Source organism: Bradyrhizobium paxllaeri (assembly GCF_001693515.2).
Lineage (GTDB): Bacteria > Pseudomonadota > Alphaproteobacteria > Rhizobiales > Xanthobacteraceae > Bradyrhizobium > Bradyrhizobium paxllaeri.
In genome coordinates this window covers 752,368-776,542 of the sequence record NZ_CP042968.1, presented here as the reverse complement: position 1 = coordinate 776,542, position 24,175 = coordinate 752,368, and the positions used below count along the sequence as shown (strand labels likewise).

The following is a 24,175-nucleotide window of genomic DNA, read 5'->3' as shown; positions in this document are numbered from 1 at the left end:
GTGCGCAATTGCGCACTGGGACCGGGCGATCCAGTACGCCGCGGCGTTAGTGATGATTGAACGTTCTCTGGAATACTTGTATGGGGCTTGGTCAATAGTGGTCGTTGCTAGGTCATTGCGTTGATCTCCGAGGGAGGCCGACATCCCCGCGTGCCGACCTCAAGACGGGCTGTCCGCCTTGGCGCAGCGACCGTCAAGGGTGGCCGGAGGCCATCGCGTAGCGACGCAGCCCTTGACGGTCGCAAGCTTGGCGGCAGGCTTGAGGTCGGCACGCGGGGATGTCGGTGGCGAGATGAGGACGACTTCCGAGGCGAGCCCGCCTTGGACGCGATATCGCGTCGCAGACTTGTATTCGGTTGATCGATCGGGATCAGAACCATGATGCATGCATGCGCATCGGGGCGAGCTCCGGGGCGGCGGGTCCATTCTGGGTCGCGGCGCAAAGGCCATGTATTCCTGCGGATCATCGCCACCTCGGATGCCGTTGGCAGACCGCACGCCGGGCTGCCAAACCGTCAATGGTGTGGGGTTAAGGGAAGCTGCACGGTCAGGTGCCGGCGGGTCGTAACTTGATGTCCTCCGTCAGCTGGCCGGTGGTCACAAGCCGCCACAGGGCGATGAGTAGCTTACGGGCCAGCGCCACGATCATGGTCTTGCGCGTGGTGCGTCGGCCATCGGCGGTGCGCTCACGGAACCAGTTGGCGAGCCGGCTGCCCTTCTGAAAGATCAGAAAGCGCCAGGCCAGTTGGATCATCCCCCGGCGAACCCGGCCGTTGCCGGCGCGGGCCAGTCCCTTCTCGCGCCGGCGCTGACCGCTCTCGTCCGGCGCGCCGGTTAGCCCGGCATAGCGCGCGACAGCTCTGCGATCGCGCAGATTGCGCGACAGAATCTCATTCACCAGCATGTCGGCGGTCTCGATGGCAATGCCCAGAACCCTTGCGATCAGACGAACCATCGCATGGGGTCCTTGTGATGTGGCCGGCGCAGCGGTGAGGCGCTGCAGCCGTGCGCTTTCGATGGCGCGGATCTGGTCGCGCAGCAGGCATAGCCGCTCCAGATCGCGGCGCAGCTCCGCCCTGGCATTGTCCGGCAGCGGCGTTCCTTCCGCGGTACGCTGTGTCTCCAGTTGCTGCGCCGCCTTGCGAAGCCTCGGATTGAACCCGCCGATGCCGAACAAGGCGAGGACGGCTTTGACCCGGTTGACGATCCGCGTCTGCTCGCTCACCAGGCTCTCCCGCTCGCGGCCCGGTCGTCGAGCGTCTTCTTCCGCCATGGTCGGGATCGTGGCCATGCTGCAATGGCGCTTCTCACCACGCAGCCAACCCAGCAACGAACGCATCAGCAGTTCCGTGTCGATCCGATCGCTTTTGGGACGCCGGTGCTCGCGAGACACCGCGATGCTCGCAGGATGGATGACGTAAGCTTCGATGGCGCGGGCCTGCAGCCAGCGGGCCAGCCAGAACCCCTCCCGTCCGGCCTCATAGGCGCAGACGATTCGCTTGACCGCGCGTCCCGCCTTGTGCGCTTCCTCGCACCAGCGCTGCAGCAGCTTCAGCAGAGCGTTCGCGTCTGCATCAAGCTTCTTCAGCGGCCGGCGTGTGACGCCGGGGATCATAGCTGCAACCAGCCACTTCGACTGGCTCATCTCGATAACTGCAACGAGTGTGTTATCCTGCTCGAAGGCGGTGAGGGACCTGCTGACGTCAAACGGTTGCGACATGGCGTGCTCCATTGCGTGACCACGGCGCCCGAGGTGTCGATACCCTCGCCGCCGCTGACCCTGCCGCCACCCCCTCATAGCATCTGGATCCCCCGCTTTCGCGGGGGATGACAGCTTCACTGCCGCATTACACCAGCCCGCCCGCGTCGGTGACGCGGCGGAGGTGGTAGTCGGTGTCGCCAAACGTATTCTCGATCATGGTCAGCCGCTTGAAGTAGTGGCCGATCTTGGCTTCCTGGGTCATGCCGATGCCGCCGTGAAGCTGGATCGACTGCTGGCCGATGAACTTGCCTGACTTGCCGATCTGCACCTTGGCGGCGGCGACTGCGGTCGCACGCTCCTTGGCGCTGTCGAAATCGGCCGCCATGGTCGCGAACATCGACATGCTGCGGGCCTGTTCCAGCGCCACGAACATGTCGGCGGCGCGGTGCTGCAGGGTCTGGAAGGTGCCGATCGCAACGCCGAACTGCTTTCGCGTCTTGAGATATTCGACCGTGCTCTTCAGCGATTCATCCATCGCGCCGACAGCCTCCGCGCACATCGCGGTGCGGGCTTCATCTACCACGCGCTCGATCAGGGCGAGGCCGTTCTCGGGATCGCCGATCGCAGCATCTGCACCAACCTCGACGCCGGTGAAGGTGATATCAGCCGCATGCAGGCCGTCCTGGGTCGGATAGCCCTTGCGGGTGACGCCTTTTGCACTGGCCGGCACCAGGAACACGCCGATGCCGCCTTTGTCACGCTGGCCGCCCTTGGTACGCGCGGTCACGATCAGCGTGTCGGCGTTCTCGCCGTTGAGCACGACGAACTTTTCGCCGTCGATGACCCAGCCCGCGCCCTTCTTCTTGGCGGTGGTTGCGACATCGCCGAGATCGTAGCGCGAGTTCTTTTCGAGCTGCGCGAAGGCAAAGGTCTTGCTGCCGTCGATGATGCCGGGGATGTGCGCGGCCTTCTGCTCAGCCGAGCCGCCATGGCGCAGGAAGCCGCCGCCGATCACCACCGTCGCCAGATAAGGCTCCAGCACCAGCGCCTTGCCGAGCGCTTCCATCACGATCATGGTCTCGACCGCACCGGCGCCGAAGCCGCCATCGGCTTCCGCGAACGGCAGGCCCAGCAAACCCTGCTCGGCGAGCTTGCCCCACACGACCTTGCTCCAGCCGCCCTTTTCCTTCTGGTACTTCTTGCGCGCATCGAAATCGTAGGAGTCGGTCAACAGACCGTCGATGCTTTCCTTGAGAAGACGCTGCTCCTCGGACAAATCAAAATCCATGTTCGTTACTTTCTCTAGAATTCAACTCGGGCAACGCCGTTGCCGACCCCTCCGTCGTCATCCCCGCGGAAGCGGGGATCCAGTAATCACCGGCGCGTCGTAAGCTATGACTGCCGCGGCGTACTGGGTCCCCCGCCTTCGCGGGGGACGACATGTGTGTTGTGGTGACACTAAAGCCCAAGCACCGCCTTGGTGATGATGTTGCGCTGGATCTCGTTGGAGCCGCCGTAGATCGAGACCTTGCGGTTGTTGAAGTAGCTCGGCGCGATCTGGGCGGTCCAGTCCATGGTCTCGTTGGAGCCGTCGTCGCCATGCACGTCGTACGGCGCGGCGAACGGGCCGATCACTTCCATCAGAAGCTCGGTGGTGGTCTGCTGGATTTCCGAGCCCTTGATCTTCAGCACCGAAGACGCCGGGTTGGGCTTGCCCTTGCCGTGCTTGCCTTCGTCGGCGACGACGCGAAGCTGGGTGAGTTCGAGCGCCTTGAGCTCGATCTCACAGGCCGCAAGCTTCTCGCGGAAGCCCTGGTCCTCGATGACGGGCTTGCCGTTCGATTCGACCTTGGAGGCGAGATCCTTGATGCGGCGCAGCCGCTCCTTGGAGACGCCGACGCGGGCGATGCCGGTGCGCTCGTTGCCGAGCAGGAACTTTGCGTAGTCCCAGCCCTTGTTCTCCTCACCGATCAGGTTCTCGACCGGCACCTCGACGTCGTCGAAGAACACTTCGTTGACCTCATGGCCGCCGTCGATGGTCTCGATCGGGTGCACGGTGACGCCCTTCGACTTCATGTCGAACACGATGAAGGAGATGCCCATCTGCTTCTTCGCATTGGTGTCGGTGCGGCAGAGGCAGAAGATCATGTCGGCGTGCTGGGCGAGCGTGGTCCAGGTCTTCTGGCCATTGATGATGTACTTGTCGCCCTTGCGCTCGGCCTTGGTCTTGAGCGAGGCGAGGTCCGATCCCGAGCCGGGCTCGGAGAAGCCCTGGCACCACCAGTCGTCGACATTGGCGATGCGCGGCAGGTACTGCTGCTTCTGCTTCTCGTTGCCGAAGGTGTAGATGACCGGGCCGACCATGCTGACGCCGAAGGCCAGCGGCGCCGGCGCCGGATGCATCTGCAGTTCTTCGTTGAAGATATAGTGCTGCACCGAGGTCCAGCCCGTGCCGCCATATTCCTTCGGCCAGTGCGAGACCCCCCAGCCCTTCTTGTTGAGGATACGCCACCAGGCGATCATCTCGTCCTTGGAGAGGTGACGGCCCTCCACCATCTTGCGCCGCGTCTCCGGCGGCACGTTGTCCCGGAAGAAGGCCCTGACCTCCTCACGAAACGCTATTTCTTCCTTGCTGAAAGCGAGATCCATCGGATCCTCCTGTGAGCGAACTTGATTCCTGCGAACTCTCTATCTCGTCGTCCCCGCGAACGCGGGGACCCATAACCACCGGCTTCCGTTGTTACCAAAGCCGTCTCCCCAACTGCCCCAAGCTGGGCCGCGGCGTATGGGTCCCGGCTCAAGGCCGGGACGACGGCGGGATTTAGGAACGACCTCCTGATACGGCTTGTTGTTTCGATGGCGCAGCCTGCAGCTGCGATTGCTGCATGCGCAATTCGTGGCGCGACAGTTTGCCGACCGGCGTGCGCGGCAGTTCGTCGACGAAATCGACCTCCGCCGGCAGTTCATGCTTGCCGAGCTTGCCGGTGAGGAAGACGCGCAATTCATCCAGCGTGAACGGTTTTGCGCCGTCACGCAGCTTGATGAAGGCTTTCGCCGCCTCGCCACGGTAATCATCGGGAATCCCGATCACGATTACTTCCTGCACGGCGGGATGCGTATAGATCGCCTGCTCGATCATCTGCGGATAGACGTTGAAGCCGCCGGAGATAATCATGTCCTTCTTGCGGTCGACCAGAAAGAAATAACCGTCCGCGTCCATGTAGCCGATATCGCCGGTTAGGAAGCGGTCGCCGACAAAGGCGTCCGCGGTTTCCTTCGGCCTGTTCCAGTAACCCTTGGTGACGTTCGGGCCGCGGATGCGGATTTCGCCGGTTTCGCCCACTGGCATCAGTCTGGTCGGATCCTCCAGCGACACCACGTCCATCTCGATGCCGGGCAGCATCAGGCCGATCGAGCCGGGCTTGTCCGGCCCCTCCTTCGGGTGTGCGGTGCCAGGCGAGCAGGTTTCGGTCATGCCCCAACCGCTCTTGAGCTTCATCCCGACCCTGTGCTCCAGGATCCGCGCGACCTCGACCGGCAGCGGCGCGCCGCCTGAGCCAACGCTGACCAGCGAGGACAGGTCGCGCTTGTCCAGGTCCGGCAAGGCGGCGATCGCGATCCACATGGTGGGCACGCCGGGAAACGCCGTCGCGCGCTTCACTTCGATGTCGCGCATCACGGCCTCGACATCGAAACGTTGATGCAGCGAGATCAGATTGCCGCGCCGGATCGACGACAGCAGCACCACCGTCAGCGCGTAGATGTGAAACAGCGGCAGCACGCAGATCACGCGCTCGATCGCATTGCGCTCGGCGCGCGACGGCCTGCCCCAGACGTCGTAGACCGACACTGCCGAGGTCAGATTGCCATGGCTCAGCATCGCGCCCTTCGGCAGGCCGGTGGTGCCGCCGGTATATTGCAGCAGCGCCACGTCATCGGCCGAGATTGCGGGCCATTGCGCCGGCTTCATCGCGCCGTCAATGAACTGCTTGAACGTGATGATCTTCGGATTATCTGGCAGCGCCGCTTGCTGTGTGCCGACCTTGCCCCAATGATCGTCCTCGCAAACGATCAGGCGATCGAGCAGGCCGTGAGCGAGGAATTTCAGCGCGGTCGGCAGCAGCGCCGACAGATTGCTGGTGACCAGCACCCGCGCGCCGGAATCGGAGAGCTTGTGCGACAGCGCGATCTCGCCGTCGAGCGGCGACAAATGCACGACACGGGCGCCGGCCTTCAACGCGCCGAAGAAATTGACGGGATGATCGGGCGAATTGCCGAGGAACAGCGCGATCGAACTGTTCTTGCCGTAGCCGGCGCGGAGGAAGGCGCTGGCGGCGGTTTCCACCAGCGATTCGAGTTCGCTGTAGCTGATCGGCCGGTCGCGAAATTCAAGCGCCGGCCGCGAGGCGAACTCTGCGGCGGCGTCCGACAACAGGTCCGGCAGCGTGCCGCGCGCGATCGCGTCGTCCCAGCGGACGCCTTGCGGATAGAACTGTTCGCCGGGATGGGGCATTTGTGCGCTCAGTACAGCGTGCTAGCCAAGCCGTCATTCCGGGGCGCTCGCGGCCAGCGAGCGAACCCGGAATCTCGAGGTTCCGGGTTCGCGCTATGCGCGCCCCGGAACGACGTGGAGAGAGCGTACCAGCCCATCAAGCCGCTTTCGACTGCGCCAGCGACGCAAACGTCTTGCCTTCCGCGGCGAGGCGCTTGAGCAGCGGCGCCGGTTCGAGCGAGGGATCGTTGGTCTCCTTGGCGTAATGAGAGAGACGATCGGCGATGTGCTTGAGACCGACCTGGTCGGCATAGAACATCGGGCCGCCGCGGTAGATCGGCCAGCCATAGCCGTAGAGCCAGATCACGTCGATGTCGCTCGGCCGCGCCGCGATCTTCTCTTCGAGGATCCGCGCGCCCTCATTGATCATCGGGTACATCATGCGCTCGAGGATTTCGTCGTCGCTGACGACGCGCTTCTTGCGGCCGAGACGCTGCAGCGTCTCGTCGATCAGCTTCTCGACCTCCGGATCCGGCAGCGCCGCGCGCGAGCCGGCTTCATATTTATAGTAGCCCTTGCCGGTCTTCTGGCCGAACCGCCCGGCTTCGCACAGCGCGTCGGCGATTTCCGACTTGATGCCGCGGTCTTTGCGCGAGCGCCAGCCGATATCGAGGCCGGCAAGATCGCTCATCGCGAACGGACCCATCGGCATGCCGAACTTCGTCACCACGGCGTCGACCTGCTGCGGCAAGGCGCCTTCGAACAAGAGCTTTTCGGACTGCTTGCCGCGCTGGGCAAGCATGCGGTTGCCGACAAAGCCGTCGCAGACGCCGACGACCGCCGGCACCTTTGCGATCTTGCGCGCAATCGACACGGCGGTGGTCAGCGCATCCGGCGCGGTCTTGTCGGCGCGGACGATCTCGCACAGCTTCATGACGTTCGCCGGCGAGAAGAAGTGCATGCCGAGCACGTCCTGCGGACGTTTTGTGACCTTCGCGATCTCGTCGATGTTCAGATACGACGTGTTGGAGGCCAGCACCGCGCCCGGCTTGGCGTGCTTGTCGAGCGCCTCGAACACTTCCTTCTTGACCGCCATGGTCTCGAAAACGGCCTCGATCACCAGGTCAGCGTCCTTGACGTTCTCAAGGCCGACCTTGCCGTCGATCAGACCCATGCGCTTGGCCGGGGCATCGGCGGGGATGCCGCCACGGGCGGCGGTCGCCTCGTAGTTCTTCTGCATGACGCCCATGCCGCGCTTGAGCTGCTCTTCGCCGGTCTCGATCAGCGTCACCGGGATACCGGCATTGGCGAACGACATCGCGATGCCGCCGCCCATGGTGCCGGCGCCGATGATGGCGACACGCGAAACATTGCGCGCCTTCGTTCCTTCCGGAACCCCGGCGATCTTGGCCGCCTCGCGCTCCGAGAAGAAGGCGTAACGCTGCGCCTTGGACTGATCGCTCGACACCAGCTTGAGGAAACCTTCGCGCTCCTTCTTCAGGCCTTCATCGAACGGCAACTCGATGGCGGCGCGCACGGCGTCCGCCGCTGCAAACGGTGCTTCCAGTCCGCGCGCCTTCTTGGTCAAGGCGGCGACCGCGTTGGTGAAGATCGAGATGTCGGCCTTGGCCGCCGCGAGCTTGCTGTCGTCATCGCGCAGTTTGCGCAGCGGGCGCTTCTCCGCGAGCACCTTGCGGGCAAAAGCCTCGCCACCAGACGCCGGCCCCTCGACGATTTCCTCGATCAGGCCATTCTTGAGCGCATCCGCCGCGCTGATCGGATCGCCGCTGACGATCATCTTGACCGCGAGTTCGGGGCCGACCGCACGCGGCAGGCGCTGGGTACCGCCGGCGCCCGGCAGCAGGCCAAGCTTCACCTCGGGCAGGCCGAGCCTAGCTTCCTTGGTCGCCACGCGATAGTGGCATGCCAGCGCAACTTCAAGACCGCCGCCGAGCGCGGTGCCGTGAATCGCGGCGATGATCGGCTTCGGCGACTTCTCCATGAGCTCCAGCATCTCGGCGAGGCCCGGAGGCTTCGGCGGCTTGCCGAATTCGGTGATGTCGGCGCCGGCGATGAAGGTGCGGCCGTCGCAGGTCAGCACGATCGCCTTCACCTCCGCATCCGCGATCGCACTTTTCATGCATTCGAAAATACCGCCGCGCACGGCGGCGCTGAGCGCGTTTACCGGAGGGCTGTTGACCGTGACGATCGCGATGACGTCTTGACGCTCGAGTTTTACCACTTCGCTCACGGGACTCTCCCTGGATTACTTGTTCTTGGATGCCACTCGACTTGCGTTGAGTGGCTACGGCCGTCTCGTCAATTTCGCACTGCGAAATTTAATTCCACATCTTGACAGGGAGGGTTATTTTGAAGCACGTCCCTTGTCAACGAGCTCATCAGCAGTGGCGGGTAATGAAGCGTCCAGGGAAGAAAGTGGCGACTGATCGCAGCTTCGTCGTCGCACTTTCCCGCGGACTGGATGTATTGCGCGCATTTCATCCCAACGACGGACTTCTCGGCAATCAAGAACTTGCCGCCCGTACCAATCTGCCGAAGCCAACCATTTCCCGGCTGACCTACACCCTGACCAAGCTCGGTTATCTTACACCCGTTCCCCGGTTCGAGAAGTATCAGCTCGCGCCATCAGCCATGGCGCTGGGGTATGCCGCGCTCGCCAATCTCGGTGTTCGGCATTTGTCCGAGCCCTATCGCGAAGCGCTGATGCGCGAGACCGGCGGCGCCGTCGCGGTCGGCGGGCGCGACCGTCACAGCATGATCTATTTCGGGCAGAGCCGCACCGGCCTGCTCGGTGTGCAGCTTGACGTCGGCTCGCACGTGCCGATCGCGACCACCGCGATGGGACGCGCCTATATCTGGGCCCTGCCCGACGACGAACGCGCTTCGTTATTGCGCGAACTGCGCGACCATTACGGCAATCGCTGGTCCAAAATGCGCGACGGCATCGAACGCGCGGGCGAAATGCTCGCGCGCCGCGGCTTCACCATCTCCGCCGGCGAATGGCAGGAGGACGTGCACGCGGTCGGCGTGCCGCTGAAGCTCAGCGACGGAACCGGACCATATGCCTTCAATTGCGGCGCGCCCGCTTTCCGTTTCACGGAAGATCGCCTGGTCAACGACATTGGACCTCGCCTTGTCACGATGGTAAGGAACATCGAGACGGCGCTGGGCGGCGCAGCACCGCAATCAAAAAAAACAGAAAACAAAAAACCCAAAGCAGGAGGAAGAGTTGCACGTTTGGCCGAGGGGATCAGATAGTCTTCACCATGACCGGCGAAAATATTCGCGCGGTCATTCCCGCTCCGTGATCAGGGCGGGCGGGACGCGATGACGCAGGCACAGCTCGCGCAGGGCAATTCGCCCCTGCTCGCGGTTCGCGACGTCAGCGTCGTGTTCGGCGGCATCATCGCGCTCAACGGCGTGACCTTTAACATGCACAAGGGAAATATCCTTGGGCTGATCGGACCGAACGGCGCCGGCAAGACGACACTGTTCAACTGTCTCTCCCGGCTCTATCAGCCGTCTTCCGGTGATATCCTGATGGAAGGCGCCAGCATCCTGACGCGCCCGGCGCACAAGATCGCCGAGATCGGCATCGGCCGCACCTTCCAGAACGTCGCGCTGTTTCCCAACCTTTCGGTGCTCGACAATGTCCGCGTCGGCTGCCATTCGCGCACGTCGAGCGACATCGTCTCGGACTCGCTGAAGCTCGCCTGGGTTCGCCGCAGCGAAGCCGACGTCAACAGGAAGGTCCACGAGATCCTCGCCTATCTCGATCTCGAGGAGGTCGGCCACACCGTGGTGTCGGGGCTGCCGTTCGGCACCCAGAAGCGTGTCGAGCTGGCGCGCGCGCTCGCCGCCGACCCGAAGATCCTGCTGCTTGACGAGCCCGCCGGCGGCCTCAACCACGAGGAAGTCTATGTGCTCGGCGATTTGATCAAGAAGCTTCGCGACGAGCGGCATCTCACCGTGCTGCTGGTCGAGCATCATATGGGTCTGGTGATGTCGATCGCCGACCACGTCGTCGCGCTTAACTTCGGCCGCAAGCTCGCCGAGGGAACGCCGGCCCAGGTCCAGGCCGATCCGGATGTCATCAAAGCCTATCTGGGGAGCAAGGACCAATGACCGCGATGCTCAACGTCAAGGACCTGCGCGCCTATTACGGCCAGGTCCAGGCTCTTCACGGCCTCACCTTTGCGCTCAACGAGGGTTCGCTGACCACGCTGCTGGGCGCCAACGGCGCCGGCAAGACCACCACCTTGCGGGCGATCTGCAACATGGTGCGCTCGACCGGCGCGATCGAGTTCGAGGGCAAGCCGCTGTCCGGCAAGTCCACCGAAAACGTCGTCCGGCTCGGCATTGCGCATGTGCCGCAGGGCCGCGGCACCTTCACCACCATGACGGTGGAGGAGAACCTGCAGCTCGGGGCCATCACCCGCACCGACAAGAAGAACATCGTCGCCGATATCGAGCGCATGTATGAGCACTTCCCGGTGCTCAAGGAGCGCCACACCCAGCAGGCCGGCACGCTGTCGGGCGGCGAGCAGCAGATGCTCGCGGTCGCGCGCGCGCTGATGCTGCGTCCGCGGCTGATGCTGCTGGACGAGCCGTCCTTCGGCCTGGCGCCGCTGATCGTGCGCGAGCTGTTCAAGATTCTCGGCAAGATCAACCGCGAGGACAAGGTCACCATTCTGGTGGTCGAGCAGAACGCGCAACTGGCGCTGGAACTCGCCGACCAGGCCTATGTGATCGAAACCGGGAAGATAGTGATGTCGGGGAACGCGAAGGAAATCGCGAGCAACGAAGACGTCCGCAAATCCTATCTCGGCTACTGAGGAGCAGGACAATGGAGCTGTTTACCAACCAAGTCCTGGCCGGGATCGCCACGGGCGCGATCTATGCCTGTATGGCGCTCGCGGTGGTCATGATCTACCAGGCGATCGACCACCTGAATTTCGCCCAGGGCGAAATGGCGATGTTCTCGACCTTCATCTCCTGGCAATTGATGCAGTGGGGCGTGCCCTATTGGTGGTCGTTCATACTCACGCTGGCGATCTCGTTCGCCGGCGGCATCCTCATCGAGCGGCTGCTGTTCAAGCCGCTCGCCAAGGCGCCGGTGCTGACCAACGTCGCCGGTTTCATCGCGCTGTTTGCGATCGTCAACTCGGTGGCCGGACTGATCTGGGATTTCACCATCAAGCAGTATCCGACCCCGTTCGGCTCCGCGCCGTTCCTCGGCAGCCAGTTGATCTCGACCCACCAGGCCGGGATGGTCGGCGTCACACTCTTGATGCTGGTCGGACTCTACCTGTTCTTCCAGTTCACCCGGATCGGCCTTGCGATGCGCGCCGCGGCGGCGTTGCCGGAATCGGCGCGCCTGGTCGGCGTCAATACCTCCTGGATGATTGCGCTCGGCTGGGGCATGGCCTCCGCGATCGGCGCCGTCGCCGGCATCCTGATCGCACCGGTCGTGTTCCTCGAACCGAACATGATGGGCGGCGTTCTGGTTTACGGCTTTGCCGCCGCCGTGCTCGGCGGCCTTTCCTCGCCGCTTGGCGCCGTCATCGGCGGCTTCCTGGTCGGCGTCTTCGAGAACCTCGCCGGCACCTATATCCCCGGCGTCGGCAATGAACTGAAACTTCCGATCGCGCTTGCGCTGATCATCACCGTCCTGGTCTTCAAACCTGCCGGTCTGTTCGGCCGAGCCATCGTCAAGCGAGTCTGATCATGAGCGCCGCTGCAGAAGACACTGTTACAGAAGCCCCGGCCGTCGAGGCCGTTCCGAAGCGCGCCATGACGCTGGGTACCGGCACCTCGCTGGTGATCCTGGCGGCACTGCTCGTCACCCCGGTGTTCGTGAAGAACTTCGTCGTGTTCCAGATGACGATGGTCATGATCTACGGGATCGCGGTGCTGGCGCTCAACATCCTGACCGGCGGCAGCGGGCAGTTTTCGCTCGGCCAGAGCGCGTTCTACGCGCTCGGCGCCTATACGTCGGCGGTCCTGATGGAAAACTTCAACGTGAATTACGCGTTGACGCTGCCGATCGCGGGGCTTGTCTCGTTCGGCGCCGGCTACCTGTTCGGCAAACCCGCATTGCGGCTTTCCGGCATCTATCTGGCGCTAGCCACCTTCGCGCTGGCCGTCGCCATGCCGCAACTCCTGAAGCTGCATTTCCTCGAGCATTGGACCGGCGGCGTGCAGGGCCTCACCGTCATGAAACCCGATGCGCCGTTCGGCCTGCCGATCGGACAGGACAAGTGGCTCTATTACTTCACGCTGGCGATCGCGCTGGCGATCTATATCGGGTCGGTCAACCTGCTACGCTCACGCTCGGGCCGCGCCTTCATGTCGATCCGCGACAATGAGATCGCGGCCTCCGCCATGGGCGTCGACGTCGCCCAGTACAAGACGCTCGCCTTCGGCGTGTCCGCGGGCATCACCGGTATCGCCGGCGGGCTCAGCGCCATCGTCGTGGCGTTCGTCGCGCCCGACAGCTACACGATCAACCTAGCCATCGCGCTATTCCTCGGCATGGTGGTCGGCGGTGTCGGCTGGCTGCCGGGCTCGTTCGTCGGCGCCGCCTTCATCATCTTCGTGCCGAACATCGCGGAGAGCATCTCCAAGGGCCTCTCCGGCGCGGTGTTCGGTGTGCTGCTGTTCCTCGTCATCTTCCTCGTGCCGCATGGTGCAAGGCAGGTCGCAATGGTCGCCCAGCAGATGCTCGGCAATCTCAGGAAGAACTGAGAACAAGAAGAAACTCGGGAGTGGCGAACTCGGCCATTAACCAATATTCCGCCGGGCGGTAGTTTCCCGGGGATCAGACTAAATATCGCCCTCCGCGACACCGTCGCGGAGGGCTTTTTGTTGCTGGATGCAACCGAAAGGTATTCAATGCAATCAAGAGCCGCCAAGTGCTCCAGTCAAAAACAATGACACAGTCATCGATCCCAGGGAGATCAAAAAATGCTCGCCATCAACTTGCGCTTGGGAGCCTTTTCGGCGGCCCTCGCATTGCTTGCTGCGACCAGCAGCGACGCGCTTGCGCAGAAGAAATACGACACCGGCGCCACCGATACCGAAATCAAGATCGGCAACATCATGCCCTACAGCGGACCCGCTTCCGCCTACGGCGTGATCGGCAAGACCGAGGAAGCCTATTTCAGGAAGATCAACGCCGAGGGCGGCATCAACGGTCGCAAGATCAACTTCGTCAGTTATGACGACGCCTACTCTCCGCCGAAGACGGTGGAACAGGTGCGCAAGCTGGTCGAGAGCGATGAAGTCTTGCTCGTGTTCAATTCACTGGGCACCCCGCCGAACACCGCGATCCAGAAATACCTGAACTCGAAGAAGGTGCCGCAACTGTTCGTCGCGACCGGCGCAACCAAGTGGAACGACCCCAAGGAATTTCCCTGGACCATGGGCTGGCAGCCCAACTACCAGAGCGAGTCGCAGATCTACGCCAAGTACATCCTGAAGAACCATCCGAACGCCAAGATCGGCATCCTCTATCAGAACGACGATTACGGTAAGGACTACCTGAAGGGCTTCAAGGACGGACTTGGCGCCAAGGCATCGATGATCGTCCTGGAGGAGAGTTATGAGGTCTCGCAACCGACGATCGACTCCCACATCGTCAAGCTGAAGTCGTCCGGCGCCGACGTCTTCTTCAACATCACCACGCCGAAGTTCGCGGCGCAGGCGATCAAGAAGAACGCGGAGATCGGCTGGAAGCCGCTGCACTTCCTCAACAACGTCTCGGGCTCTATCGGCAGCGTGATGAAGCCGGCCGGCTTCGAGAATGGACAGGACATCATCTCGTCGCAATACTTCAAGGATCCGACCGACGCGCAATGGAAGAACGATGCCGCGATGAAGGCATGGAACGAGTTCCTGGATAAGTATTATCCGGAAGCTAACCGGGCCGATGCGTCGGTGATGTACGCCTATATCGTCGCACAAGGCTTGGTGCACGTGCTAAAGGCCTGCGGCGACGATCTGACCCGCGCAAACGTCATGAAGCAGGCGGCCAGCATCAAGGACTTTGAGCCCGGCGGTCTGCTGCCTGGGATTAAGGTCAACACGTCAGCGACCGATTTTGCTCCGCTCTCGCAATTGCAATTGATAAGGTTCAAGGGCGAGAACTGGGAGCGTTTCGGCGAAATTCTCTCGGGCGACGTCGGAGGCTAGTAAGCCAGCACCGCCTATCGAAGATGCAAGCCCTGCGGCTTTGCCGCAGGGCTTTTTGTTGTGAGGTCTCCAGCAAGATGCTACTCACGACGCCATTAAAAGAGCTTCGTTCAAGGAAGCCTGACGGGTACGTTTAATAAATCAAAAGGGAGAGACAGAAATGTCCACAATGAAAAAACTTGCGGTTGCTTCGGCCGCGTTTGGACTACTCGCCGCATCTTCGAGCGGCGTTCTCGCGCAGAAGAAGTATGATCCCGGCGCCAGCGATACCGAGATCAAGATCGGCAACATCATGCCCTACAGCGGTCCGGCTTCCGCCTATGGCGTGATCGGCAAGACCGAGGAAGCCTACTTCAGGAAGATCAATGCCGAGGGCGGCATCAACGGCCGCAAGATCAACTTCATCAGCTATGACGACGCCTATAGCCCGCCGAAGACGGTGGAGCAGGCGCGCAAGCTGGTCGAGAGCGACGAAGTGCTGCTGGTCTTCAATCCGCTCGGCACGCCGCCGAACACCGCGATCCAGAAATATCTCAACAGCAAGAAGGTGCCGCAACTGTTCGTCGCCACCGGCGCCACCAAGTGGAACGATCCCAAGGGCTTCCCCTGGACGATGGGCTGGCAGCCCAACTACCAGAGCGAAACCCAGATCTATGCGAAGTACATTCTGAAGAGCAAGCCGGACGCCAAGATCGGCATCCTCTACCAGAACGACGACTACGGTAAGGACTATCTGAAGGGCTTCAAGGACGGTCTCGGCGCCAAGGCCGCGTCGATGATCGTGCTGGAGGAAAGCTACGAAGTCTCCGAACCGACCATCGACTCCCACATCGTCAAGCTGAAGGCGACCGGCGCCGACGTGTTCATCAACATCACCACGCCGAAATTCGCGGCGCAGGCGATCAAGAAGAACGCGGAGATCGGCTGGAAGCCGCTGCACTTCCTCAACAACGTCTCGGCCTCGATCGGCAGCGTCATCAAGCCCGCCGGCATGGAGAACGCGCAGGACATCATCTCCTCGCAGTATCTGAAGGATCCGACGGATGCGCAGTGGAAGGACGATGCCGGGATGAAGGCGTGGAACGAGTTCCTGGACAAGTACTATCCGGAAGCCAACCGCGCCGACGCCTCGGTGATGTTCGGCTACACCGTGGCGCAGGGCCTTGTGCACGTGCTGAAAGCCGCCGGCGACAATCTCACGCGCGCGAACGTGATGAAGCAGGCCGCCAGCATCAAGGATCTCGAACTCGGCGGGCTGCTGCCGGGCATCAAGGTCAACACGTCAGCGACCGACTTCGCCCCGATCTCGTCGGTGCAACTGATCAAGTTCAAGGGCGAGACCTGGGAACGCTTCGGCGAAATCCTCTCGGGCGACGCCGGCGGCTAGAGCGTTTTCCAGCAAAGTGGAAACCGGTTCGCGTCAAGAAAACGCGTCCACCCAAAAATCTGGAGACCCGTTCCGATTCCATCGGAGCGGGTCGCTAGTCATCTCGATTCCTGATCGGCCAATTTACGGCCAACAAGACCCCCCGTGGCACGCTCGCGGGGGTTTTCTTTTGCAGCGATTGGATGGATAACCAGACCTCCCGTCTCATCCAGCTCACGTGCCATCATGACCGACCGACGTTCCCTCTTGCGTGCGATCTTCGATGCGGCCGTTGCGGCCGCGCATCCCGACGTCGTGCTGTCGGCGCATCTACGCCCAGTGCCGAAGGGCAAGGTGATCTGCCTCGCCGCCGGCAAGGGCGCGGCGGCGATGGCGGCTGCGGCCGAACGGCACTACCTCGACGCGCTGGGGCTCGATCCGTCGAGGCTGGCCGGCCTTGCCACCACGCGCCATGGCCACGGCGTGCCGACGCGGTGGATCAGGGTGATCGAGGCCGGCCACCCCGTGCCTGACGAAGCCGGGCTGAAGGCCGCCGACGAAACGCTGCGCCTCGCCGCCGAGGCAACCGCGGACGATCTGTTGCTGGTGCTGCTGTCCGGCGGCGGCTCCGCGAACTGGATCGCGCCGGCGGACGGGGTTTCGTTCGCGCAGAAGCAGCAGGTGAACCGCGCGCTGTTGCGTTCGGGCGCACCGATCGGCGAGATGAATATCGTCCGCAAGCATCTGTCGCGAATCAAGGGCGGCCGGCTGGCCCGCGCCGGACAGCACGCCGCCGAAATCGTGACACTCGCGATCTCAGACGTGCCGCACGACGATCCCTCCGCAATCGCATCGGGACCAACGGTGCCCGATCCGAGCACGCTGGCGGACGCCCGCGCGCTGGTGGCGAAGTATAACCTCACGGTTGACGACGCGGTCCGGCGCTCCCTCGAAGATTCCAGGAATGAGAGCTGCAAGCCCGGCGATCCCGCCTTTGCCCGCGCGCACTTCGAAATGATCGCAAAACCGAAGGCTTCGCTCGACGCGGCCATCAAGATCGCGAAGGACGCGGGATATGAGGTCATCGCCCTCGGCGCGGATCTCGAGGGCGAGGCGCGCGAAGTCGCGGCCGACCATGCGCGGCTGGCGCTGAAGGCGCGCAGCGAAGGCAAGCGCATCGCGATCCTGTCGGGCGGCGAACTCACGGTAACCGTGCGCGGCAATGGCCGCGGCGGCCCCAACCAGGAATATGCGCTGGCGCTGGCGGATCTCCTGAAGGACAAGCCCGGCATCGTCGCGCTGGCCGCAGACACCGACGGTGCCGACGGCGGCGCCGGCAGCGCAACCGATCCGGCCGGCGCCGTGATCGATCAGACGACGTTTGCGAAGATGAAATCGCTCGGTCTCGATCCCGCGGCCTATCTCGCCAACAACGATGCCACCGCGTTCTTTTCGGCCACCGGCGATCTCCTGCTGACCGGCCCGACGCTCACCAACGTCAATGACGTCAGGGTGATCCTGGTGGACCCCGCTTAGGTTTTTCGGGCGATCGTCGACACCCTGTACGTGCCGTGACGGCGTTAACGCTCTGTTGAGCAAGTTGCGAGGAACCGGCGCGGACCTGCCCGCCTCGAAGCTGTGGATTCACCAGCATGGTCTTCTAATGACCGCTCTCCTGGAGGAGGAGAGCCGCCATCGGCGGCTGGGGAAATGCCACATGACGGATCACGGCCAGATCACCGCCTCGCGGTCGGCGCAATCGAGTGCGCGGCTCGAAGAGGCGATCAACCATTTGTCGTTTGGAATCGTCATCTTCGACGACAAGCGCGAAGTCGTTTTCTGCAATGAGCGCTACAGGGAGATGTACGGGCTCTCGCCTGAACAGGTGAAGCCGGGAACACCGACCCATGAACTGATCCGGCACCGGCTCAATCTCGGCCTGAAGGTGCAGGTCGCGGTCGATGACTATATCCGCGAGCGCGTCGGCCGCGACATCGCGCTCGACACCACGGTGCAGGAGTTCACCGACGGCCGGTTCATCGCCTACACCGTCTATCCGATACCTGGCGGCGGTGGGATGGCGACCCACGAGGACATCACCGAGCGCGAAGAGCTCAATGCCCGGCTGAAGAAACAATACGAACTCGGCAGGCAGCAGGAAGAAACCCTGCGCATCAGAAACTTCCAGTTCGACACCGCGATCAACAACATGTCGCAGGGGCTGTGCTTCTTCGATTCCGACCACCGCCTGATCGTCTGCAACGATCGCTTTGTCGAGATGTATGATATCGCGCCCGAGCGCGTCAGCCCCGGCATGTCGCTGGTCGAGATCGTAGACCTGCGCTTCGAAGCCGGCAGCTTCCCCGCCATGACGCGGGACGAATATCTGCAGTGGCGCACCAATGTGGCGGTTTCCAACGTCGCGAAAGACAGCATCGTCGAACTGATGAACGGCCGCACCTTCAAGATCCGCCATCGTCCGATGCCCGGCGGCGGCTGGGTCGCGACGCATGAGGACATCACCGAGCAGCGCCAGTCCGAGGTCAAGATCGAATACATGGCGCATCACGACGCGCTGACCGACCTTGCCAACCGCGTGCTGCTGAACGAGCGGCTCGAATATGCGCTGGGCAGGATTCAGCACGGTGAAATGGTCGCCGTCCATCATCTCGACCTCGATCAGTTCAAGGCCGTAAACGACACGTTTGGTCATCCCGGCGGCGACAAGTTGCTCAGGATCGTCGCCGAGCGGCTGCGCGGACTCGTCGGCGTGGCCGACACGATCGCGCGGATGGGAGGCGATGAGTTCGTGATCGTGCAGGCCGCGATCGCTGATCCCGCCGACGCCACTTCGCTGGCGCAGGCCGTCATCGATACGCTGAGCGAGCCCTATGACATCGACGGCCAGCAGGCCGTGATCGGCGTCAGCATCGGTATTTCCGTCGGCCCCGGCGACGGTTCGAACCCCGACAAATTGCTGCGCAATGCCGACCTGGCGCTCTATCGCGCCAAGAGCGACGGCCGCGGCACGTTCCGTTTCTTCGAGCCTGCGATGGACCTGCAGATGCAGACCCGCCGCATCATGGAGCAGGATCTGCGCCGGGCGCTGCCGGGAGGCGAGTTCGAACTGTACTATCAGCCGGTCGTCAACCTCGCGAGCAAGGAAATCAGCGGCTTCGAGGCCTTGATACGATGGAATCATCCGATCAAGGGAATGATCTCGCCTGCCAGCTTTATCCCGCTGGCCGAGGAGATCGGCTTCATCGTTCCAATGGGCGAATGGGTGATCAGACAGGCCTGCGCCACCGCCGCGCAATGGCCCGACCACCTTCACGTCGCCGTCAATATTTCGGCGATCCAGTTTCGCAGTCCCGGCATGATGCAGGTAATCATCGGCGCGCTCGCCGCTTCCGGCCTTGCGCCGACGCGGCTCGAGATCGAAATCACCGAGAGCGTATTGCTCCACAACAAGGAAGCGACGCTCGCGCTGCTGCATCAGCTGCGCGAACTCGGAATCCGGATCGCCATGGACGATTTCGGTACCGGCTATTCGTCGCTGACCTACCTGCAGAGCTTTCCGTTCGACAAGATCAAGATCGACCGTTCGTTCGTCAAGAACATCACCGAGGATTCGAGCTCGCTCAACATCGTGCGGGCTGTTGCGGCGCTCGCCAATGGCATGGGCATGACGGCCACCGCCGAGGGCGTCGAAACCGCGGAGCAGCTCCACAGCATCGCATCCGAGGGATGCACGGAGATGCAGGGTTTCCTGTTCAGCAAGCCACTTCCCGCCGCCGAGATCGAGCGGCAGTTCCTGTCGGGCCGCGGCCCGCGCGAGGCTCAGGGCCGCATCGTCGCGGCTTGATTTCAGGAACTGTCATTCCGGGGCGATGCGCAGCATCGAGCCCGGAATCTCGAGATTCCGGGTCTGGTCCTTCGGACCATCCCGGAATGACGACATCACTCAAAACTCCGTCGCGATCTTCGACAGCATTTCGAGCAGCGCAACGCGGTTGGCAGGCCCCAGCAACTCGTTGAGGCGCGCCTCATGCTTGCTGGCGACGAGCTTCTTGGCGCGCGCCAGCACCGCCCTTCCCTTGTCGGTCAGAACCAGGATGTGCGAGCGGCGATCGTTGGTCGAGCGCATCCGGGTGCAGAGATCGCGACTCTCCAGCGCGTCCAGCATCGAGACGAAGTTCGGTCTGAGGATGCCGAGCGTGTTGGCAATTTCGGTCTGGTTGCGCCCGGGATTGCGGTCGAGCAGCAGCAGCACCGAGAACTGCGCCGGCGTCAATTGCAGCGGCGCCACGCAATGCAGGAAGTCTTCGAACACCTTGAGCTGGGCGCGCTTGAGCGAATAGCCGAGCAGGTCGGCCAGTTCGCCCAGTTGCAGCCCGGCATTGTCAGCGCCGCCATCGGCGATCTCCTTGCCACTGCTGCGCGACGGCTTGACGGCATCGGTCGCTGCCTTGGAAACTGTCATGGCGTGAGGCTCGCACCCAGAAAGTGCCTCGGCCGATAGCCGGGGCCTTGATGTTATATTTGATAATTGTTATTGGATATATCAAATATCGGCGTCTTTCAACTGCCGAGATATGGGACAGCCGGCAGACCACGTGAGGTCAGGACCGGCGACGCTTTTAGGGGGAGCGCCAGTCTTGAATACGACGATCATGCTGTTCCTGCTGCAGGACGGCATCACCAATGGCGCGATCTATGCGCTGCTCGGGCTTGCGCTGGTGCTGGTGTTTGCCGTCACGCGCGTCATCCTGATCCCGCAGGGCGAATTCGTCACCTTCGGCGCGCTGAGCTACGCCGTGCTGGCGACCGGCAAGGTGCCTGGCACCGCGTGGCTGGCGCTCGCGATGGGCGCGACGGCCTTTGCTCTCGATCTGTTTGACGCGCGGCGGTCGCTGCGGCTCAAACAGGTCCTCCGCTCACTAGCCCTCAACATCGCTCTCCCCGCCGCGATCCTGGCTCTGACTTACGGCCTCGCCGGGCCCAAGACGCCGATTGCGGTCAACATCGCGCTGTCGCTGCTGATCGTCGCGGCAATCGGGCTGTTTCTCTACCGCATCGCGTTTCAGCCGCTCGCCCACACCTCGGTGCTGGTGCTGCTGATCTCATCCGTCGGCTGCCACCTCGCGCTGCAAGGCCTGGGCCTGGTGTTCTTCGGCGCCGAGGGTCTGCGCGGCCCGGCGCTGTCGAGCGCGGCCCTCACCATCGGCCCGCTGCGCTTTACCGGCCAGAGCCTTGCCGTCTACGGGCTGACGATCGCCTTCATCGTCGCACTGTGGCTGTTCTTCGGCTTCACGCTGATGGGCAAGGCGCTGCGCGCCACCGCGGTGAACCGGCTCGGCGCCCGGCTGGTCGGCATCCGCACCACGCTGTCGGGACAGATCGCATTCCTGCTGGCGTCGTTGATTGGCGCGATTTCCGGCATCCTGATCGTGCCGATCACCACGCTCTACTACGACACCGGCTTCCTGATCGGCCTGAAAGGCTTCATCGCCGCGATCATCGGTGGCCTCGTCAGCTATCCGCTGACAGCGGTCGCCGCGCTATTGGTCGGCAGCGTCGAGGCGTTCTCCTCGTTCTACGCCAGCAACTTCAAGGAGGTCATCGTCTTTACGCTGATCCTTCCCGTGCTGGTGCTGCGTTCGCTCGCAGCGCCCGCGGTCGAGGAAGAGAAGGACTGACGGCGATGAAGCAGCGAACCCCTCTCCTCATCTTCGCAGCTCTGATGGCGGCGATCCCGTTCATTCCGGGCATCCCGCCGTTCTGGATCGTGCTGCTCAACAATATCGGCCTCGCCGCGCTGGTGGCGATGGGGCTTGTGCTGCTGACCGGCGTCGGTGGCCTCACCTCGTTCGGCCAGGCCGCCTTCTGCGGCTTTGGCGCCTACACCACGGCGGTACTCACCACGGCCTACGGCGTCTCGCCGTGGCTGACGCTGCCGCTCTCGCTGTTGGTCAGCGGCATCGCCGCTGTTTTGCTCGGCATCATCACGGTGCGGCTATCCGGCCATTACCTGCCGCTCGGCACCATCGCCTGGGGCATCGGCCTGTTCTATCTGTTCAGCAAGCTGGAGTTCCTCGGCCGCAACGACGGCATCTCCGGCATCCCGCCACTTTCGATCGGCAATTTCAGAATGCTCGATCCCGGCACGATCTATTTTGCGATCTGGATCGGGGTGCTGGTCTCGGCATTGCTGACCATGAACCTGCTGGACTCCCGCACCGGCCGCGCGATCCGTGCGTTGCGGCGCGGCCATATCGCCGGTGAAGCGTTCGGCGTACAGACGCCGCGCGCAAAACTGCTGGTGTTCGTTTATGCGGCGGTTCTCGCCGGCCTGTCCGGCTGGCTCTATGCGCATTTCCAGCGCGCGGCCAATCCGACCCCGTTCGGCGCGCATGCTGGCATCGAATATCTCTTCATCGCCGTGGTCGGCGGGGCCGGCTATGTCTGGGGCGCGGTGCTCGGCGCCGGCATCGTCGTCATCCTCAAAGAGATCCTGCAGAGCTACCTGCCCTATGTCTTCGGCGGTCAGAGCCAGCTCGAGACCATCGTGTTCGGCATCCTGCTGGTCGTGCTGCTGCAACTGGCGCCGACCGGCGTCTGGCCCTGGCTGATGTCGCGCCTGCCGTTCAGGCCGGGCCGCAAGGTACCCGACATATCGCTTCCCCTTGCCAAGCGCGAGCGCGCGCCAGCCTCAGCTGGCGTGCTCCTGCAGATCGAGAAGGCGCGCAAGCAATTCGGCGGCGTGATCGCGGTGAACGACGTCTCCTTCAACGTCGGGGCACGTGAGATCGTCGCCCTGATCGGCCCCAACGGCGCCGGCAAGAGCACGACATTCAACCTGATCACGGGCGTGTTGACGACCACCGGCGGCACCATCTCGGTGCTCGGCCACAAGGTCGACAACGCCCCGCCGCAGGAGGTCGTCAAGCTTGGCGTCGCGCGCACCTTCCAGCACGTCAAGCTGGTGCCCGACATGACCGTGCTGGAGAACGTCGCGATCGGCGCCCATCTGCGCGGGTCTGCGGGCGCGATCTCCAGCATGCTACGGCTGGACCGCGCCGACGAGGCAAAGTTGCTGGCGGAAGCCGCACGCCAGATCGGGCGCGTCGGCCTCGGCGACCAGATCGACCAGCTGGCGGGAAGCCTGTCGCTGGGACAGCAGCGCATCGTCGAGATCGCGCGGGCGCTGTGTGTCGATCCGCTATTGCTGCTGCTGGACGAGCCGGCCGCAGGCCTGCGCCACATGGAGAAACAGCGGCTCGCCGCCCTCCTGCGCCAGTTGCGCGACGGCGGCATGTCGGTGCTGCTGGTCGAGCACGACATGGGTTTTGTGATGGATCTCGCCGATCGCGTGGTGGTGCTGGACTTCGGCACCAAGATCGCCGAGGGCACGCCGGCTGCGATCAAGACCAATCCCGATGTGATCAAGGCCTATCTCGGAGCTACCGCATGAGCGCGCTGTTGTCGGTCTCTGACGCCCATGTTTCCTACGGCAAGGTCGAAGCCGTGCGCTCGGTCTCGCTCGACGTCGCCGACAACGAAATCGTCACCATCATCGGCGCTAACGGCGCCGGCAAGACCACGCTGCTCAACGCCATCATGGGCGTGCTGCCGCTGAAGGGCGCCACCGCCTTCGCCGGCACGGACATGGCTGCGCTCGACATCGAGGACCGCGTCGCGGCGGGCCTTTGTCTCGTCCCCGAGCACCGCGAATTGTTCGGCACCATGAATGTCGAGGACAATCTGCTGCTCGGCGCCTTCCGGATTCCGAAAGCCACGGCCGCACAATCGTTCGAGCGCGTCTATGCGCTGTTTCCGCGGTTGAAGGAGCGGCGCAAGCAATTGGCCGGTACGCTCTCCGGCGGCGAGCAGCAGATGCTGGCGATGGGCCGCGCGCTGATGGGCGCGCCAAAACTCTTGATGCTGGACGAACCGAGCCTCGGGCTCGCACCGATCATCGTCGCCGACATCTTCCGTACCATCGGCGAACTGCGCGCGGCCGGCGTCTCGGTGCTGCTGGTCGAGCAGAACGCGCAAGCGGCCCTCAAGATCGCCGATCGCGCCTACGTCATGGAGCTCGGCGAATTCATCCTGTCGGGATCGGCGAGCGATATCGCCAGCAACCAGCGGGTCGCGGCGAGTTATCTCGGCTTCCAGCATGAAGGCGCGAGCGAGATCTAGGTCGGGTACTCACGAAGCCGGCTCGGCAGAGCAGCTCGCTGCGTCAGCGCCAGGGTTCCCGCCGCGTCGGCAGTGGATTTCGCCGCACCTTCACTTACACAATCTTAAGCATGATATGAGTTCCGCCCCTATCGGGTGAGTTGCACAACTTTCCGAATACTCGCGGTCTCCTAACTTGCGGTACTGCAGCCGCTTTCCG

The 24,175-nt window shown here is 63.2% G+C and carries 18 protein-coding genes; 12 read left to right on the top strand and 6 right to left on the bottom strand.

Annotated features, from left to right (window positions below):
* Positions 1-547: 547 nt before the first annotated feature.
* The 5 genes from LMTR21_RS03615 to LMTR21_RS03595 form a co-directional block, all read right to left on the bottom strand.
* Positions 548-1,720, bottom strand: a complete 1,173-nt coding sequence (locus LMTR21_RS03615; RefSeq protein WP_148636058.1) for an IS110 family RNA-guided transposase — start codon at positions 1,718-1,720, stop codon at positions 548-550.
* Between the two features lie 127 nt (positions 1,721-1,847).
* Positions 1,848-2,990, bottom strand: coding sequence for a pimeloyl-CoA dehydrogenase small subunit (pimD, locus tag LMTR21_RS03610; protein ID WP_065751319.1), 1,143 nt, complete (start codon positions 2,988-2,990; stop codon positions 1,848-1,850).
* Between the two features lie 170 nt (positions 2,991-3,160).
* Positions 3,161-4,351 (bottom strand): pimeloyl-CoA dehydrogenase large subunit, encoded by a 1,191-nt coding sequence (gene pimC / locus LMTR21_RS03605; RefSeq protein WP_065751320.1) that lies wholly within the window; start codon positions 4,349-4,351, stop codon positions 3,161-3,163.
* 172 nt (positions 4,352-4,523) lie between these two features.
* A complete protein-coding gene (pimA, locus tag LMTR21_RS03600) occupies positions 4,524-6,215 on the bottom strand; it encodes a dicarboxylate--CoA ligase PimA (protein WP_065751321.1) in 1,692 nt (563 codons plus the stop codon).
* A 136-nt stretch (positions 6,216-6,351) separates the two neighbouring features.
* Positions 6,352-8,445, bottom strand: a complete 2,094-nt coding sequence (locus tag LMTR21_RS03595; protein WP_065751322.1) for a 3-hydroxyacyl-CoA dehydrogenase NAD-binding domain-containing protein — start codon at positions 8,443-8,445, stop codon at positions 6,352-6,354.
* 164 nt (positions 8,446-8,609) lie between these two features.
* On the opposite strand from LMTR21_RS03595, the gene LMTR21_RS03590 reads away from it, so the two are divergent.
* The 9 genes from LMTR21_RS03590 (at position 8,610) to LMTR21_RS03550 (ending at position 19,639) form a co-directional block, all read left to right on the top strand.
* Complete coding sequence (locus LMTR21_RS03590) at positions 8,610-9,473, top strand: IclR family transcriptional regulator (RefSeq protein ID WP_065751323.1); 864 nt, start codon at positions 8,610-8,612, stop codon at positions 9,471-9,473.
* Positions 9,474-9,542: 69 nt separating this feature from the next.
* A complete protein-coding gene (locus tag LMTR21_RS03585; RefSeq protein ID WP_057834319.1) occupies positions 9,543-10,340 on the top strand; it encodes an ABC transporter ATP-binding protein in 798 nt (265 codons plus the stop codon).
* On the top strand, positions 10,337-11,050 hold the full coding sequence (locus LMTR21_RS03580) for an ABC transporter ATP-binding protein (RefSeq protein ID WP_057858296.1): 714 nt from the start codon (positions 10,337-10,339) through the stop codon (positions 11,048-11,050). The genes LMTR21_RS03585 and LMTR21_RS03580 overlap by 4 nt, the downstream gene beginning before the upstream one ends.
* A gap of 11 nt (positions 11,051-11,061) precedes the next feature.
* A complete protein-coding gene (locus LMTR21_RS03575) occupies positions 11,062-11,940 on the top strand; it encodes a branched-chain amino acid ABC transporter permease (protein WP_065751324.1) in 879 nt (292 codons plus the stop codon).
* 2 nt (positions 11,941-11,942) lie between these two features.
* On the top strand, positions 11,943-12,962 hold the full coding sequence (locus LMTR21_RS03570) for a branched-chain amino acid ABC transporter permease (protein WP_065751325.1): 1,020 nt from the start codon (positions 11,943-11,945) through the stop codon (positions 12,960-12,962).
* A 219-nt stretch (positions 12,963-13,181) separates the two neighbouring features.
* Positions 13,182-14,408, top strand: coding sequence for an ABC transporter substrate-binding protein (locus LMTR21_RS03565; protein WP_065751326.1), 1,227 nt, complete (start codon positions 13,182-13,184; stop codon positions 14,406-14,408).
* A gap of 160 nt (positions 14,409-14,568) precedes the next feature.
* Positions 14,569-15,795, top strand: a complete 1,227-nt coding sequence (locus LMTR21_RS03560; RefSeq protein WP_065751327.1) for an ABC transporter substrate-binding protein — start codon at positions 14,569-14,571, stop codon at positions 15,793-15,795.
* Between the two features lie 225 nt (positions 15,796-16,020).
* Complete coding sequence (locus LMTR21_RS03555; RefSeq protein WP_065751328.1) at positions 16,021-17,310, top strand: glycerate kinase type-2 family protein; 1,290 nt, start codon at positions 16,021-16,023, stop codon at positions 17,308-17,310.
* Between the two features lie 181 nt (positions 17,311-17,491).
* Positions 17,492-19,639: a sensor domain-containing protein gene (locus LMTR21_RS03550; protein ID WP_065751329.1), complete on the top strand. Its 2,148-nt coding sequence runs from the start codon at positions 17,492-17,494 to the stop codon at positions 19,637-19,639.
* A 99-nt stretch (positions 19,640-19,738) separates the two neighbouring features.
* On the opposite strand, the gene LMTR21_RS03545 is transcribed toward LMTR21_RS03550, so the two are convergent.
* Positions 19,739-20,257, bottom strand: coding sequence for a MarR family winged helix-turn-helix transcriptional regulator (locus LMTR21_RS03545; RefSeq protein ID WP_065751330.1), 519 nt, complete (start codon positions 20,255-20,257; stop codon positions 19,739-19,741).
* Positions 20,258-20,432: 175 nt separating this feature from the next.
* Between LMTR21_RS03545 and LMTR21_RS03540 the strand changes: the two genes are divergently transcribed.
* Genes LMTR21_RS03540 through LMTR21_RS03530 form a run of 3 tightly spaced genes read left to right on the top strand, consistent with a single transcriptional unit; the run spans position 20,433 to position 23,976 of the window.
* A complete protein-coding gene (locus tag LMTR21_RS03540; protein WP_065751331.1) occupies positions 20,433-21,473 on the top strand; it encodes a branched-chain amino acid ABC transporter permease in 1,041 nt (346 codons plus the stop codon).
* A gap of 5 nt (positions 21,474-21,478) precedes the next feature.
* Positions 21,479-23,248 carry a branched-chain amino acid ABC transporter ATP-binding protein/permease gene (locus tag LMTR21_RS03535; protein ID WP_084030465.1) on the top strand — a complete coding sequence of 590 codons (1,770 nt, stop codon included), beginning with the start codon at positions 21,479-21,481 and terminating at the stop codon, positions 23,246-23,248.
* A complete protein-coding gene (locus LMTR21_RS03530; RefSeq protein ID WP_065751333.1) occupies positions 23,245-23,976 on the top strand; it encodes an ABC transporter ATP-binding protein in 732 nt (243 codons plus the stop codon). The genes LMTR21_RS03535 and LMTR21_RS03530 overlap by 4 nt, the downstream gene beginning before the upstream one ends.
* Positions 23,977-24,175 lie beyond the last annotated feature (199 nt).